Raw genomic sequence first — 15,544 nt, 5'->3', positions numbered from 1 at the left:
TGGGTTGATGGCCAGGCTGGTGGCGGTGGGGCAGGCGTCGACCACGCGGGGCGGGGCTGGATCCTGCGTAACTCGCGGCGGAGCTTGCGGTCGAGGTCGTCGGGTACGGCGAAGGCAGTGTCGCTTGGGCACGATTCGCCAGACGGCTTCGACGGGGTTCGGGTCGGGCGCGTCGGCAGTCGATGGTGGTGAACCGGTCGTGTTCGGCGTCGTACGGCTGCAGCCCGGCGGCCGGATGGGTGTTGAGATTGTCTGTCCCAGACCACAACGATCGGGCCGTCAGGCATGGATGTGTGCCCCGCACCAGGAGGTCGCGATGGTCTTGCAGGAGAAGCACTTGCGTGCGCCCTTGAATAGAAGATGGGTGCGGGGTCGGTCGATGAGCCGGCTCTTCTCGCCGGGTTTGTAGCTGCACAGGTCGGAGACCGAGGTCAGGCGGCGGAACCTGCCACGCACGCGGATGACGGGAGTGTGTCGTGTCCAGAGTTCCACCGCGTACTCGTCACGCTCCAGGGCTCCGCGGGCGGGTGCCTGCCAGGGGGCAGTCGTGCCGTTTTAGCAGCCGCCGCACCGTTGCCGCCGGCAGACCCACCTGCGGCCGCGGCGGTCACGGTCTCAAGCCGGAACAGGGGCCGGCGTTCGTCGTCGAAGCCGTGCGCTGCCGGGGCCTTTGCCGAGTTTCTCCTCCAGCACGCCGAACCAGGCATCGGCGACGTCCGGGGGGCGCCCGACCCACGGAACACCGGCCCTCCATCCCACCCTCGCGCCAGGCACGACGCTGGCGTTCTGCCGACCGCACACTCACCCGCAGATCCTCCGCGATCACCGCAGTCATCTCACTCACTGCGAACCGCCTGCCGGCCTGAAGCCGGCTCTTCTTGCGAAACGCCCGACGCTCCGTGGCGAGGCTCCCACCCTTCGTATATCTCACCCAGTCGGCACGTGGCAGGGACCATGACGGGTCACGACTGACGGCGGCCCGAAGACCTCAGTGAAGGGTCGAGAAAGCGGTTGTCATCCTGTGTCTGGACGGTGTCCTGCGGACTCGCACCCGGCAGCGGCGGCCAGTGCAGGTAGTTGATACTCATGCCCCCGGTCACGGCGCGGACCGAGAATGGCTGTCTTGTCGATCAATGGACGCCCCGAGCGAACGGCCGCCGATGGCAACCGCGCCAGGCGCATGCTGACCATGGGAACGAGGTACCGCGTGGCGCACGATCCGCTGTACGGGTCCGGTATACGGATGAACGGAGCGTGGGTATCCCACGTCTCGGCTGCGTCAGAAGTTGGCTTCTGGACGACAGCGAGAGCCTTGCCGTCGTTGGCTCGGTTTGCGCTCCGGACCTCCTGGCGCGCTGATCGAAGGGCCTTTCTCGCAGTGGGCCTTGCCCAGGTGGTGCAAGCAGCGGTGAGCGCATTTGGTCTGTTAGCCGTCAACAAAGTGCTGATCGGGTTGCTGGCCGCCGGCCCCACGCCGGAACGTGTGCGAGCAGCTGTGCCGGCGCTGCTGGTGGTCGGCCTTGTCCTTGCTGTGGGTTCACTGACGCGTGCGCTGGCCACGGCTGCGCAGGGCACGCTCGCACCGAAGGTTCAGCGGGCTGCAGAGCAGAGAATGCTGGAGCACGCTGCGCGAGTCGAGCTCTCTGTGCTTGAGGACGGAGCGTTCCAACGCTCGTTGGCCGGCGCCAAGCTTGGTGTGACTGCCACCCAGCAACTGACCTCCAGCGTGCTGTCGTCAGCCGGGGCCATGCTCAGTGTCGCGGCCATGGCCAGCGCGGTGTCTATGATGCATCCACTCCTTGTACCGCTCCTGCTCCTGGCCGTCATCCCGCAGGCCTGGAAAGCAGTCACCACTGCGCGTTGGGAGTACCTCTCCGCAATGAAGTGGATGAACCAAAGCCGACAGAAGAGCGTCCTCGCAGAAGTTCTCACGGCACAAGGTGCTCCGGCCGAAGAGGTAAGGGTGCACGGGCTGGCCGACTTCCTGCTGGGCCACTATCGCCGGCTGGCAGGCGCCCTGGAGGGCGAGCGTTCTCGGCTGGCGAAGCGCCAGGCCGTGGTGGGAGTCATCGCCGATGCCGCAGGTGGGATTGCACGTGTGCTGACGTACGTTGCGTTGGGGTGGCTCCTGGTGACAGGCGCAGTACCGCTGGCTACAGCTGCCACGGCAGTCATTGCGATCACGCGAGTGACAGGACAGTTGACCTCCCTTTTGCTGCAGTTCAACGACCTCTACACACATGGGCTGTTTGTTGCGGACTACACCAGGACGATGGACCAGGCAGCTACCCACGCCATACCGGTAGATGGCCGGGAAGTGTCTGAGTACCCCTCGCACATCGCTGTTCGGAATGTTCAGTTCACGTATCCGGGCAGTGAGAAGCCGGCTGTACAGGGGGTCGATCTGGAGCTGCGCCGGGGTGAGATCATCGCGCTGGTGGGCGTCAACGGAAGCGGCAAGAGCACTCTGGCGCGACTCCTTGCCGGACTGCACCAGCCGGAGCAGGGCTCCATCACCTGGGACGGAGTGGATGTCAGCAGCCTGAACCGCGCTTCGCTGTTCTCTCGGGTGGCGTGGATCGGGCAGGATTTCCATCGCTGGCCGTTCACTGCTCGGCTCAACGCCACGCTCGGACGGCCAGGAACCGACAATGAGGAAGCCCGTTTGGCTGCTGCTGCGAGCTTCGCGGAGGCAGATGAGATCGTGGCCGGTCTCCCCGAGAAGTGGGACACCCTACTGGCTCGAGAATTCGAGGGTGGAGTCAATCTCTCCGGCGGGCAGTGGCAGCGCATGGCCCTGGCCCGAGGGCACTTCCGGGATGCTCAGATCCTGATCTGCGACGAGCCGACAGCTGCTCTCGATCCTCTGACCGAGATAGAGACTTTCGACAAACTGATGCGTCTCGCCAGCAATGGCCAGACGGTCGTACTGATCACGCACAGGCTTGGCTCGATTCGATACGCCGACCGGATCTATCACCTCGACGAGGGTCGTCTCACAGAAGCCGGCACTTACGATCAACTCATGTCCCTTGGTGGATCCTTTGCCCGTATGTACCAGGCGCAACGTCACCAGTACAGTCTCCCGGCCCAGAATTCCCCTCGGCAGGAAAGCCAGGCGTGACCACTGCTGAAAGAGCCAAGTATGTATCTGCCGATGTAGCAGAGCGCGTCAGGGTCACCGCACGTGTCTTGGACCTGACACAGAGGCCGATTCCTGTACATGTGTCTCTGCCGGGCTGCGCAATGCTCGCCGCCAGGTTTGCTTTCGGAAGCCCTCAGTTCGCAGAGTCCGCCGTGGAGCATCTGCGCACGATCACGCAGGTGTTGCCTGCGCATCCAAGCAATCTGTTCCGAGGTGTGACTGGAGCGATCAGTACCGCTCTCATCGTCAATGCAATGACAGGCGATCCTCGGCTGCGACCGCTCCTCCTTTCGGGCACAGCTCGGCTGAGCGACCAGGCCGAGAGTCTCGCGGAGCGATGCAGGGTGCAGCGCCGCGGCGGTGGCCGGCATCTGGCGGTCGCGGACTACGACGCTGTCAGCGGCCTGGCCGGTCTGGGACGGATGCTCTTGCTCGGACTCCACAGTGGCTACTCCCCGGCCGAGCCCGGACTTCAAGCTGCACTCGAGGTGCTCACCGAATTACTCACAGGCTTGGATGACCGCATGTCAGGTCTATGGGCGTCCTCGAGGCAGGATTCCCGCCGGGGCGAGGCGGAGCTGGGTATGGCCCGCGGGGTCTCAGGTCCCCTGGCATTTCTCTCCACTGCCTTGTCTAAAGGCAACTACGTAAAGGGTCAGCACGACGTCATCCGTTCCACAGCCGAATGGCTTCTCGCCCAGCGCTATGCCGGGACCTGGACGTGGCCCGCGAGCGTCGGCCGTGGCCATCCGGTTGGCTCGCCCGCTCCGGATCACCGCTGGTGCGCCGGGTCGACGGGGATTGCGACAGCCATTCATCTTGCAGGCAGGGCATTGAATGATCAACCTCTCGTCGACGCAGGAATCGGGGCACTCGTCTCGCTCGACGCATCCCCTCGAGGCCACTGGGCGGTGAGCGGGCCTGCACTGTGCTGTGGCTACAGCGGCGTGCTCCAGGCCGCGCTGACTGTGATGAGTCGAGACCCTGACCCCCGGCTCAAGCGCCTGGCCGATTCGGCCGCCGAGGGTGCACTGGACTACTGGAACCCCCGCACCACGTTCGGGTTCCCTCAGTTCCGCCAGTCCGGAGCCTTGGACTCACCGGAGTTCCTCGACGGCGCGTCGGGAATCGCGCTGGCCCTGTACGACTACGCACACGGAGTATGCTCCTCATGGTCAGCTCTTCTCCTGTTCCGCTAGAGAATGGCGCATCTCTCTCCGCCGATGGGGCTCTCGTTGAGTCCGGGCATCCCGACACGTCACGTGGCGCCTTCCGGTTCTCGCCCAACGGCAGGCACAGCGTGTGCCTGCTGCTCTCCGGCGAGCGATGGATGATCGAGCGTTGGAGTATTGGGGAACCGGTTCGAAGCTGGCCGCTCAGCGTGCCGGCTGCAGGCTTTGCCCAGGTGGGCGTCGACGATGCCGGGACCATCACTGTGCTCACGCCGAATGGCAGCCAGCACGAGCTGCTGCGGATACCTGCTCTCCATGAGGGCACCATCCAGGGGCCGGGGCAGGTTGTTCCGGCTCTCATTTGTCAGCTTGCCCAAGGCGCACCAGGACTCGCCATGAGCTACACAGACCTTGGCACCATCGTATGGAAACTCAGCACGGACGGGCCGCCGTCTCCACTGATCACCACGCATGGCACGCTCAAGGGTGGTCTCTCTCTGGAACCGTCGGGGCGCCACGTCGCCTTCAACCGGCTAAGCCGTGACGACCACGGTGAGCCTGTCTGCCTCGACACGGACACGGGAATCCTGTCCCCCTTGGTACCAGATCAGCAAGGAGTGCAGATCCTCCTCACCCAGCCGGGCAGAAGCCAGTTATTGCTGGCCGTCGGACTCCCCGAACGGCCGAGGCTGGCCACCGCACAACTCGACCCGATCCTGCTCATTGCGCAGAACATCGTGCTTTTGCCACCGCATGTCAACGATCTCGACGCCGTTATTCGTCCGGTGGCCTTCGACACGCTCGGCTCTGCGCTGTACCTGGCGGTCGACCGTGGGGTGCGTTCCTGTATGATCCGCCATCGGCTCGCAAACGGCTTCCAGGAGCAGGTGCCGATGCCTCTCGGGGTGGTGACTGCAAGCGGTGCCTGCCACGACGGAGTTCTGCGTTTCCCTGTCTCCACGCCCGTCCGTCAGCTCACACTCGCCACAGTCAGCGATGCATCGGCACGTCGGGCCCGCCTCGCCGTGCAGCCTGCCGGCGAATCGGTCCCCTGTCTCTCCGTCAGGACCGAATCGTTCTCCACGCCCGCGGGGTCGGTGGAAGCACTCGTCTACGGGGAATCATGGACCACCGCGCACCGGGTGGTTATCGCCCTTCATGGTGGACCCGAGGCTCATTGGCAGGCCGCCTTCAATCCATCGCTTGTGCACCTTGCCAACTGCGGCTTCACCGTGATCGCTGTCAACCAACGCGGAAGCACGGGGTACGGGCATCGACATCAGACGGCCATTCAAGACGCTTGGGGCGGGCCGGATCTGGCAGACATCCACTACATCGCCGACCACATCGCCACCATGCGTCGGCCTCACCGCGAAAACCGGCTGATGATCTACGGCACGAGTTACGGGGCGTTCCTGGCGCTGCTCACAGCCTCCACGCAGCCCGCCCGATGGTCGCATTGTGTGGCTGTGGCGCCCTTTCTCAGCGGCAAGCGTCTCTACTCCGAGGCCACGACGCCCGTCCGTAACCTGCTGAACCGTCTCGGAGGTCGTACCGAGATCACCGATCGCATCGGCTCTCGTGACCTGCTACGGACCGCTCAGGCGCTGCGCGCAAAAATCCTCTTGGTCCACGGCACCGCAGATTCTATTGTCCCGATATCTCAGAGTCGCACACTCCATCAGCAGCTCATCGACCTCCGATATGGCGCTGATCTGGAGTTCATCGAGGCACCTGATGCCGGGCACAGTCCCCTGCTCGATCAGAACGGGCGCTCGATCAACCATCGGATAGCCGACTTCCTCGGCCGATGACCACTCGGGTTCCGGAGACAGAATGGCAGTGCTCTTCGGACGTCCGAGCCTTCGACACCATCGCTGGAAAGGCCATCTCCCCTCTGCACCCCGACACCGGGCGGTGGAGTTCAAGAAGTTCCTCGCCAAGATCGATCGAGAGGTTTCCCGACGGCCTCGACGTCCACCTGCTGTGTGATAACTACGCCACCCACAAGACCCCGGCAATCCGCTCCTTCCTGGACCGCCACACCGGCATCAGAGCCATCAACAGAGACAACAGCAGTTATACAATCGGCTGGCAACATCCTCCGCCCACTGCTCTCCATCCCCTCCCCTTCCGCCCAGGCTGTGCTGGGAGGACGGGGCCCGAGCAGTCCCAGAGCGTGCGGAGCAAGACGGACAGCGGTTCGCCCCAGCTGCTTCGCAACTCCCCTTACGCTGGCTTCTCGTCTCTCCGTGTCTCACAGGGGCATGCACTCTTATCTCGCTGGCAAGGTGGCAAGGTAGCGGACAGCGACACCGGCCTCGGCCGTCCGGTCTGTGATCACGGGACTCGCGCGCTCGGCCAACGCAGCGATGGTCAGAGACGGGTTGACGGTCAGGGAAGCGGGCACGGCCGACCCGTCTGTGACGAAGATTCCGGGGCATCCGCGCAGTTCGTGATTGGCGTTCAGTGCACTGGTCGCGGGGTTGTCGCCGATGCGCACCGATCCCAGTGGATGGGCCGTGACGGTGCCGGCTACCTGCTCGCTCCAGGGGCGCGCTCGACCGAGTCCGTCCTTCTCCACGATCTGTCGGAGTGCATCATCTGCGACACTCCACGAGTGCCGCGTGCGGAAAGTGGGGTGATACCGCATGGTGCCCTTCCCCAGTCCTGGAGCCAGGCGAGTGAAGCCTCCCGTGACAGGCGGCGAGCCGAAGGTTCCCTCATTGTCGTCTTCGGTCATCGCCAGGAGGGTGAGCCACGACTGCCAGCGAGCGCGCATGTCACGTTTAGCGATCCCGAACCAGCCCGGCGAACCTGCCGCCTGCGCAAGCAGGTTCGTCAGCGGTGGGAAGTATATCTGTTGAAGGGTGAATCGCTCGAATTCTGGAGCGTCCGGGTTCAGGTAGTCATAGGTCGCAGCAGTGATAGGACGCCCAATGGGCAATGCCTGGTAGGCCATGTCATCAGATCGGGACAGCCCCAGAAGAGAGCGCACCCTGCCTTCGTCGATGTCGGCGACGCTGACTCGGTCGCCGTTTCCCGAGAAGTACTTGCCTACGGCAGCCGGCACTCCACCCAGGAACAATGACGAGCGCTGCAGAATCACCGGGGTGCCGACTGCCCCTGCAGCCAGGACGACCACCTTCGCATGAATGACACCTGACTCGACGGTGCAAGTGTAGTCATCGCCATCCAGGACCGTATAGCCGACCGCGTACCGATAGCCGGGAACGTATGACGGTGTAAGGAGTTGGACCTCATGGAGCGGGCGCACAACGGCACCGTGCGACTCCGCCGCCGGTAGGTAGTTCAAAAGCATCGAGCGTTTGGCATCGAACCGACAACCGGACAGCATCCAGTTACAGTTGGTACAGGCCGTAAGATCTACCGCCAGCGGGACAGGATTGCAGGTGTGTCCGGCTCGCTGGCAGGCGGCTGCGAACACGCCACCGGCATAGGAGACATCGTTCCAGTTCGCACGAGCCACGGGAAGCGCCTCCTCGACCCGGTCATACCAGGGGTCCAGAGTGGTGCGCGTCAGCTTGGCAGGCCAAATGCGTTGTCCGATACTGCCACGCCGTTCGAAAGCCAGTGCTGGAGCGCGCAAGGAAGCTGCGAAGTAGACGACACTGCCTCCACCTACACAGTTGCCAGCGAGCACGGAAACGCCGTCCCCTTGGATCACGTCGACGATCCGATTGAACTTACCGAGCTCCATGGACTGTTCGAATTGCCCTGCCGTCAGGCGAGGGCCACGCTCCAGGATCGTGACTCGCGCACCGCCGGCCGCAAGATGATATGCAGGGATCGCGCCGCCGAATCCACTACCTACTACCAGGACATCTGTCGTCTGCTGGTTCATGCCGGGCTTCCTGAAGCGGTCGTCTTCGGATGGAGATCTGCGAGGGCCCTGCCGTAGGAGAACTGAGAGAACCTCCAGAGCCCGTCCGTGTCCGGCGGCGGGAAGCCCAACCAGGCGAGCCCCGAGTGATGCTGCTCGACGGCCGCAGAGGTGTCGAGGTGGCTGGCACTGTCGAAGGCCAGACTTGTCAGAAGGCTCAGCATCTGCCAGATCTGTCGATCTAGGTCGTTGGCGTCGAACAAGCTGCTGACTAGCGCTGTGCGGTGGGCGAATGACAACCCGACGAAGGCCGGTCGAGTCACCGGCAGCCAGATCAGGCGGATCGCCGCATAGGCGGTTGCTCGTGTATTGAGCAGTGCGGCGATGCCCGGCAAGAAGGGGAACAGGGGCAGGTCGGGAGACTGCAGTACCTGCACGGCGCCCGCCTGCACCGCCCCGGGCCCTTGCACCACACCTGCGATCGGCACGTCCCCAGAGAAGCGGCGCTCTCCAGGGACGAGGGTGTCGGCGAAGGCCTCCAAGGTCTGCACCGTCCAATTCGTTTCGTTGACGGCCGCAGCAGCGGGCAGCCAAGAGGCCGGCTGCCCGACCGAGATGCCGACTGCAGCCGTCAACGCTTTGATCACCGCCCGGCGGTCCAACGGGGGCACTGCTGTCACCCCGTCGCTGCGCAGTAGAGATCCATCGGCAAGTCCACCGTCATACCGCTCTCCCCAGAGGTCCTGCCGTAGTCATCGAGGGCATCGGCAAGTTGCGGGAAGCGCGGGCGGAGGGCCAGAACGGCATCACCGATGCCGACCGCCTGACCTTGTACCTTGAAGTTCGTCAGTCGTGCGCCGCCGCGCCGCGCCCGCTTGTCCCACCAGTACTGGCCATCCCAGGTCACCCAGGGGACGGCCCCCGAGGTGGACTGAACACTCCAGTGGTCTTTCTGGTAGTAGCGACAGGTGATCGAGGCCACGGCGAATCGGGATGGTTCGGCCAGCAGAAACTGGGTCGCCCCACCGTTGTCGATCGTGATGTCACGCTTGCTGTACTCGATGCACAACGGATCAGCGAACATCAGTCGCCAGGACGGGCGTTCCCCCTCCCCGAACCTGTGCCATTCGCATGCGCTGGCAAACCCAGGCTCGACGAAGGGCCCTACGTGATCCTCAGATGAAACCGGCAGAGTGTGTGTGGTCGAAGCACCGGACGCGGTGCTGGGAATGAGCGCAGCACATGTCCCTAGAACAAGGGACACTACTGAAGTACGTATGCGCAGCGAAGACATGAGACCTCCCGAAGCGGAGCGGGACAACAATGACTCAGGAACGCCAGTGTCGTGACGTCACGAGGCGTCAGGACCAGCACACAGAGGATGCAGTAACCTACCGTCGGGTACAAGAGGCGGAGCAGTGAGTCATGCACAGATGATGCGATGACTGGGTCCGTCCACTTCATCTCTGCCCCTCAGTCAGATCCCCTGGGACTGGGTGTCAGGCACCGCGGCGTGACAAGGGCGGCGTTCGGGTACGGTCGTCGCCACAGTCGTGGTCGGAGCCTCGCTACGCTCAAGAGGGCCCGAGTACCTGCGTGGGCACCGAGGAGGGCACCGCGTGCAGCGGGCAGAGGCTGGCGCGAGCATAAGGTGGCGGTTCCCGTTCGACCTGCACATCGTGAGGATCGGAGAGCTTTCGCGGCCATGCATTCCCCAGGTCCGGGGGCGACCACGCGGTAGCAGACTGGCTCGGGTTCGAGGACGGTGCCGGGCAGACCGGTGACGGTGCGGCTGGTGTCCGGGCGGTCGTCTTGCCGGCGGTCGTGGTCACGCGAGATCGGTGACTTGACCGTGCGGGTGCGAACGCGTGGCCGCCTGAGTGAGAGGAGCTGGGCCAGGATCCGCTAGCCGATGGCGCCGGTCGTGCCGTGTCCGGTGATGCCTGTGGCCTGGACGACCAGATCCCGGGCGGTGGTGAAGCCGCAGCGGTCCGGGGCAGTGCCCGGCCGGGCTCAGCGACATCCGCCATGACCATGCGCAGGGCCCCGGTAGAGCGGGAGCATGGCCCACACATCGCCTGCTCGACGCCGCCAGAGCGGAGCACGTCGGCCGGTCAGCGAGTGTGCCGCAGCGCGAAGTAGGCGGACTCGTGATCCCACCGCCGACGGCAGAGGGCGACAAGAGGTCCGGCAGGGTGGCGTCGGTCAATGCGGTGGCGAGGCGGTAGGAGCTGGTGAACGAGGTGCCGTCCTTGCAGATCGCAGTGACGGTGACAGTCACTTCGACGATGCGGGCCGCGAGGGACCGCGGAGGGACAGGTAGGAGTCGGCCAAGGAACTGGGCGCCGGTACCGGTACCGGCCACGAAGGCAAGGGCGTCGAAACCCTTGCCTCATAAGGCTGAGCTCGTCGGGGCGCATGGCGCTGCAGCTGGCGAGCGTAGTCAGTCTCGCCCACGTCGGTGAGGCCGGACACCGCGCCGATCAGGGCCCGGATGCCGGTCTCGCCGAGGTATTCGACTCCGCCCTCGGGTAGCCGCCGCGGCTCTGCGACCCCACCCAGTCCACATTCCTGTCACTCTCGGGGACCTTGATGGAGCTGGAGCCGTTGAAGGAGACCGTGTGGAACGGTCCGGTCCACGCCGCGTATCGTCGGCCGGGCAAGCGGCCCAACAAGTACGTCGAACAGGATCCGCATCGGCCCGGCACCGATGTGGCGACGCAGTTCACGCAGGGGCGGCCTACGCGGTCGGCCATACGGCCTCCGGCCCTGCTTCGAGGGGGCGGACCGCGGCCTCTTCCACCCCGGCATCGGTGATGGTCCGCGGAACCGCGGCGGTGACTCGTCCGGCAAGCCACCGAGCCGGTCCCGCAGAACCGGGTCCACCACCTAGCCACCGTCTTACGCTCGATACCCAACCGCGCAGCAAGCGCCGTGTTGTTCCATCCCCACGCACGCGCCAGCACGCTGGGCCGGGCCTTGGGCGATTGAGAGAGCTGGACTGGCAACACCCTCTGAAGACTCTCACCTACATCACATAGAGTTACATTTGAGACCCATATGCCGACACGGCGTGACGTAAGTAGCGTCTGCTCAGGACTGCGAGGGGAAACCCTAGCAGCATAGCGATCAATAAGCGGGCAAACCGGGCATTCTGCCGGCCAATACCGACACTCGCCCTGGAGGATGAGATGGCTCTTCTTTGCAGCATCCGCAACACAGCCGCTTGTCCGTGCCTCTTCCGGCAACGCACAATCGATACGCTCTTCGGTCTCCTGATCGCCTCCGAGCGCAAGGCGCAGCATCCGCCGACCCCCTCGCGGCCCGTTAGGCAAAGGAACCCGCTGAACCGGGACGACTAAGGGCTCGCAGAGAATAAACTTGCGTGTTTTAGGCCTTGACACAGCAGGTCAGCGCGTTGCTCGTCCGCGTGTTGTTCTTCTGCGAGCCCTAACGAGTTCGTGCACGGTAAGCGGTGTGACGTCGGGCTTCGGGTGGTTGATCATGGTCGGGTGGTGGGGACCGTGACTCGTGCAGTGATCGTCAGCAATCGCCGGATCACGGGGCTGTCGGCCGATGTGATCGCTGAACTCATCACCGAGTTAGACCCGTTGTGGCATGAGTGTCACCAGGCCAAACTGACCTCTCGGCCGCGGAAGCGTGCTGCGGGCGCCGGTGCGAAGCACCGGTTCGTGTTCGCCGGCCGGCTTCTGGCCGCCCTCGTCCATCTCCGTCACGGTGCCACTCATGACGTGCTGGCCTGCTGGTTCGGAGTCGACCACTCCACCATCACCCGGGCCATCGGCGAGATACGGCCGTTGCCCGCCGAGCGGGGGTGCCCGATCAGCCCCGGCGTCCTGCTGTGAACACTGGCCGAAGTCATCGGCCACCTCGGCGTCAGTGGGCAGACCGGGATCATCGACGGCACCGGGATCCGGGTCCGCCGGCTGCTGGACGCAAGGACCGGGACACGTTCATCTCTGGGAAGAACGAGCAGAACGCCGTCAGGACCATGGTCCTCACCGACCAGAACGGGCGGATGCTGTTCTGCAGCCCGGCCAGGTCGGGCGCTGCGCGGACATCGCCCATGCCCGCCAGCTGGGCCTGGTCAAGATCCTGGTGGACGGCCCAGCCGTCGATGCGGGGTTGGTAGTACCTCGGCAATGAGTTCAGCGATCACATCGGGTGTCAGCCCCGTGATCCGCCAGATCCCGATAGTCGCTGCACACAGCACGATCTCGTCAGACGCACAGGCAGCCAAAGCCGTCGACTACCCACTGAAACCGACCTGCTACGCCGCGCATCTCAGACGTGGCATCCATTTCAGGGATACACGGCCGGAGCTTACGCACGGTCAAGATGGAAGGGTAGAGCGTTCGACAGGTGTTACGGCGGAACGAGTACCAGGTGCTCTGGCGAGGGGTGTCACCCCGGGCTGATCATCGGGCTGTCTACTCTATCAGCTACCCGACTCGCATCGGGTGCCCCAGCAGGCATCCCCACATGCGCCGACATCTGATTGGCGGATCGCCGGTAGCGTCAGCAAGGAGAGAACGGGCATGGCCTTTCCACCTGCACGCAAGGACCCAGGAGCCGGGTCTCGTGCGAACCATCTGCCTCTCCGGGCCGGTCACCGCAACATCCGCCCGCCGGATCCTGACCGCCTCGGCTCGAAGCTCGAGTATCACGGACTGTTGTACAGATGACCACCGTGACCGACTGGAGCGCCCTGTGGCACCTTCCTCCATCAGTTGACGCCGCTCCTGCCTCTCGGCGTCTTGTTCGCCCGCACCTGCGCCGATGGAAGCTCGACGCCGAACTAGTCAGCGCCGTATGCCTACTTGTTGGTGAGCTTGTCGCCCACGCCGTACATCACGTCGGGCATCCGATACGGCTGCAGCTAGTCTACGCCGATGGTGGAATCACCGTTATTCTCCACCACACCGGCCCTCCGGCGGCGACGCCCCTAACACCGGACGCCGGGGCCGGCTCCTACCGGCTGCAGCTGGTCTCCGCGCTAGCAGATAGTTTCGCAGTCAGCAGCAGCTCGCTCGGCACGTTCGCCGTGGCCCACCTCCACAAGCAGTAGATCCCTCACCAGAGCGTCCGTTCTTCCTGATGAAGGGAAACACCGATGCATGCATGCTCCGCCTTCGATGCCAGGTGCTGCGTGTGCGATCTGCCAGCACACGACGTCACGATTCTCTTTCTCACGCTGATCGAGTCGAACTACAGCGTGCTCGAGGATCGGAGACTGCGGCAAATCGTCAGGACTTCCCCTCGCCACAGCTCCAAGCCACATAGCCCCGACAGCGGCCACCCCACGGATACATGAGCCCGAATTGGCCGGTCAATGGAGAACTGCTTGATGATCACGGTCTGGTTACGGACCGCGTGGAAGGGGTGGCTCCCCCTTCAGCTCAGAGCCATCGGCGGGAGCCAAGGCGAGGCGGATCCAAGCCAGGCCACGGTTCTCCGGACATTGGGATGGATCCCGACAAGGCACAGGGCGACATGGGATGCTTGGGCCAGGTCAGAGATACGCCGCAGCGCTCGAAGTCCCGCCTCGTCACAGAACGTGACGTTCGCCAGATCCAGATGGAGGCAGCGCGCGTCGCTCAGAGGTACAGACACCGCCGCACTGTCGACCAGCGGGGCAGTAGCCATGTCGAGCTCCCCGGTCAGCCGCAGAAGCACTGTGTCCCCACGTCGCAGGCTGCGGATCCGCAGCAGTTCATCAGGTAGCACAGCTACCTCCGGAAACCCTTCGGACAGAAACCTTGGCCTGACACCTCTCGTATCTCAGACAGGAAGACACCAGAGTCCTTCCAGGGTAATGGCGTGCATCAAAACACTGCGCGCCCAGTCTCACTGGGTTCACCAGCCGGTTTCGACCATAAGGCCTGACCGTCTCGCGTGCCGAGGCGAAACCCAGAGCATTCCACCCATGCCTCAATTCCAGGGTCAGGAGACCGCATCGGCTTATGCCGAAGTATCGCTCGCATTGTCAGTCGCGCCTTCCGCCCGGCCTCGCTGTCCGCAGCGGCCGCTGATGGACCCGTCTGTGCTCACCACCACACACGACTGGCTGAAACCTGGGGCAGGTGCATGAGGCGGGTGGCGCAGTCGACGAGGGTGTCGATCGCGGATGCCTGCGCCTTTCCGGCGATGAGGTCTCCGTGCCGGTAACACCAGCTACCTAGATCAGATGCCCTCCTGGTGGAGGGCTCGGCAGACGGTCTCGAGGCACAGGTTCATTGTCGGCTCACCGGGATGGATGCAGGCGAGGTGGCGGGTGATCTGCTGCGGTGACCAGTCTTGCCCCAGCTTGGCGTTGACGAGGTCACGCAGCTCGGAGCCGGTCCGGAGCTTCTCCGGCTTGGGCCGGCATCTGCGCACAGTGGCCCAGCGGGCAGCCGCTGCTGCTTTCAGGCCGCCTCTGCGCAGTTCAAAGTGCTTCTTCGGCGCCGACAAAAGCCCACGACCCGGCGGACAACTCAGCATGCCGCTTCCGACAAGGGGTGCATTCTCACGCACTCCAGCTGGCCTGCGCCGCATCGAGACGTAGGCGGGGCATCACTCGCGGCATGATCCAAATCCACTGGGTTCCAGATCAGCCCTACGCACTCCCGCCGGAGGGGAGCCTCGGGTGTGTGCAGATAGGGGGACGGTCGCAGCGTGACGGAACCTCCGGCCGCCGACAGTCGGAGGTTCCGCCATGCCCGAGGAAGCGAAGGGATAGGGCCTGCCCGACAGGCGAACGCGGACAGGACGGCCGGCTTCACAGAGGGGTAGTTTCACCAACCGAGCAACGTGGCTTCCCCTCACACGTTGCCACCCCGAAACACTGCCGAGAGGTGGGGGGCACCGCCCCGGCAGGACCTCATTTGATCATCAGGCATAACCGGCATCGCGAGTAGGCGCTACTCAATTGAGGTCGGCAGGTCGCGTCCTCCGGAGGATCGGGGACGGTAAAGAAAACGGTGTAACTCCGATCATGGAGGGTTGCGCCTGTGACCAGCGAGAACACGGTCAAGGCGCCCGAAGGTGGGGCCGTGCCGGCGGGCGTGGATGGCCGGTTCCCGAACGAGCCCGGACCCGGGCCGAGGGCCTTCAGCCGACGAGTGCGGGCGGTCTGCTCCAGCAGCTGACGAAGCGGCTGCTGGAGTCGGCTCTCGAGGGGGAGAGGACAGACCCTGTCGGTGAAGTCCGGCACGATCCGGCCGGGGAAGAACGGCGGCAACTCGAGAAACGGCAAACGCTCCAAGCCGTCGTCACCCGTCGCCGTCGCGTCGATCCTCATCGCCCTGAACACCGCGGGGTGGGGTGCCTCTATGTCCTTCGTCAAGGCATCCCTGTCGGGTTTGGGGTGATTCGGCTTGT

General features: G+C 64.4%; 11 protein-coding genes. 5 read left to right on the top strand and 6 right to left on the bottom strand.

Annotation, left to right across the window (positions count from 1 at the left end; translation table 11 throughout):
* Positions 1-279: 279 nt before the first annotated feature.
* The gene (locus OG462_RS44015) at positions 280-456 is read right to left on the bottom strand and encodes a hypothetical protein (protein ID WP_406053652.1); all 177 of its coding nucleotides are present in this window, start codon (positions 454-456) and stop codon (positions 280-282) included.
* 922 nt (positions 457-1,378) lie between these two features.
* Between OG462_RS44015 and OG462_RS44010 the strand changes: the two genes are divergently transcribed.
* The 3 genes from OG462_RS44010 (at position 1,379) to OG462_RS44000 (ending at position 6,131) form a co-directional block, all read left to right on the top strand.
* The gene (locus OG462_RS44010; protein WP_406053654.1) at positions 1,379-3,124 is read left to right on the top strand and encodes an ABC transporter ATP-binding protein; all 1,746 of its coding nucleotides are present in this window, start codon (positions 1,379-1,381) and stop codon (positions 3,122-3,124) included.
* A 173-nt stretch (positions 3,125-3,297) separates the two neighbouring features.
* Complete coding sequence (locus OG462_RS44005) at positions 3,298-4,344, top strand: lanthionine synthetase LanC family protein (RefSeq protein ID WP_406053656.1); 1,047 nt, start codon at positions 3,298-3,300, stop codon at positions 4,342-4,344.
* Positions 4,308-6,131 (top strand): alpha/beta hydrolase family protein, encoded by a 1,824-nt coding sequence (locus OG462_RS44000; protein WP_406053658.1) that lies wholly within the window; start codon positions 4,308-4,310, stop codon positions 6,129-6,131. Before OG462_RS44005 ends, OG462_RS44000 begins: the two co-directional genes overlap by 37 nt.
* 461 nt (positions 6,132-6,592) lie before the next feature.
* Here the strand turns inward: OG462_RS44000 and OG462_RS43995 are convergent, their stop codons facing one another.
* Genes OG462_RS43995 through OG462_RS43985 form a run of 3 tightly spaced genes read right to left on the bottom strand, consistent with a single transcriptional unit; the run spans position 6,593 to position 9,230 of the window.
* Positions 6,593-8,182, bottom strand: coding sequence for a GMC family oxidoreductase N-terminal domain-containing protein (locus tag OG462_RS43995; RefSeq protein WP_406053660.1), 1,590 nt, complete (start codon positions 8,180-8,182; stop codon positions 6,593-6,595).
* Positions 8,179-8,808, bottom strand: a complete 630-nt coding sequence (locus OG462_RS43990; RefSeq protein WP_406053662.1) for a DUF5987 family protein — start codon at positions 8,806-8,808, stop codon at positions 8,179-8,181. The genes OG462_RS43995 and OG462_RS43990 overlap by 4 nt, the downstream gene beginning before the upstream one ends.
* Before the next feature lie 29 nt (positions 8,809-8,837).
* A complete protein-coding gene (locus OG462_RS43985) occupies positions 8,838-9,230 on the bottom strand; it encodes a hypothetical protein (RefSeq protein WP_406053663.1) in 393 nt (130 codons plus the stop codon).
* A 2,443-nt stretch (positions 9,231-11,673) separates the two neighbouring features.
* On the opposite strand from OG462_RS43985, the gene OG462_RS43980 reads away from it, so the two are divergent.
* Together OG462_RS43980 and OG462_RS43975 are read left to right on the top strand one after the other, a co-directional pair.
* A complete protein-coding gene (locus OG462_RS43980) occupies positions 11,674-12,027 on the top strand; it encodes a transposase family protein (RefSeq protein ID WP_406053665.1) in 354 nt (117 codons plus the stop codon).
* 836 nt (positions 12,028-12,863) lie between these two features.
* Positions 12,864-13,250, top strand: coding sequence for an ATP-binding protein (locus tag OG462_RS43975; RefSeq protein WP_406053667.1), 387 nt, complete (start codon positions 12,864-12,866; stop codon positions 13,248-13,250).
* A gap of 326 nt (positions 13,251-13,576) precedes the next feature.
* Here OG462_RS43975 and OG462_RS43970 read toward each other — a convergent pair whose 3' ends face one another.
* A complete protein-coding gene (locus tag OG462_RS43970) occupies positions 13,577-13,909 on the bottom strand; it encodes an STAS domain-containing protein (RefSeq protein WP_406053669.1) in 333 nt (110 codons plus the stop codon).
* A gap of 1,135 nt (positions 13,910-15,044) precedes the next feature.
* Positions 15,045-15,464: a hypothetical protein gene (locus OG462_RS43965; RefSeq protein ID WP_406053671.1), complete on the bottom strand. Its 420-nt coding sequence runs from the start codon at positions 15,462-15,464 to the stop codon at positions 15,045-15,047.
* Between the last annotated feature and the right edge of the window lie 80 nt (positions 15,465-15,544).

Origin of the sequence: Streptomyces sp. NBC_01077 (assembly GCF_045162855.1) — a bacterium.
Taxonomy (GTDB): Bacteria; Actinomycetota; Actinomycetes; order Streptomycetales; family Streptomycetaceae; genus Streptomyces.
The sequence above is the reverse complement of the archived record's forward strand: the minus strand, read 5'-3'. Positions and strand labels throughout refer to the sequence as shown.

Bases quoted from the DNA above. Each gene is read 5' to 3' on its own strand.
- OG462_RS43965 (WP_406053671.1), bottom strand. From the start codon at position 15,464: ATGAGGATCGACGCGACGGCGACGGGTGACGACGGCTTGGAGCGTTTG.
- OG462_RS44000 (WP_406053658.1), top strand. From the start codon at position 4,308: ATGCTCCTCATGGTCAGCTCTTCTCCTGTTCCGCTAGAGAATGGCGCA.
- OG462_RS43975 (WP_406053667.1), top strand. From the start codon at position 12,864: ATGACCACCGTGACCGACTGGAGCGCCCTGTGGCACCTTCCTCCATCA.
- OG462_RS43995 (WP_406053660.1), bottom strand. From the start codon at position 8,182: ATGAACCAGCAGACGACAGATGTCCTGGTAGTAGGTAGTGGATTCGGC.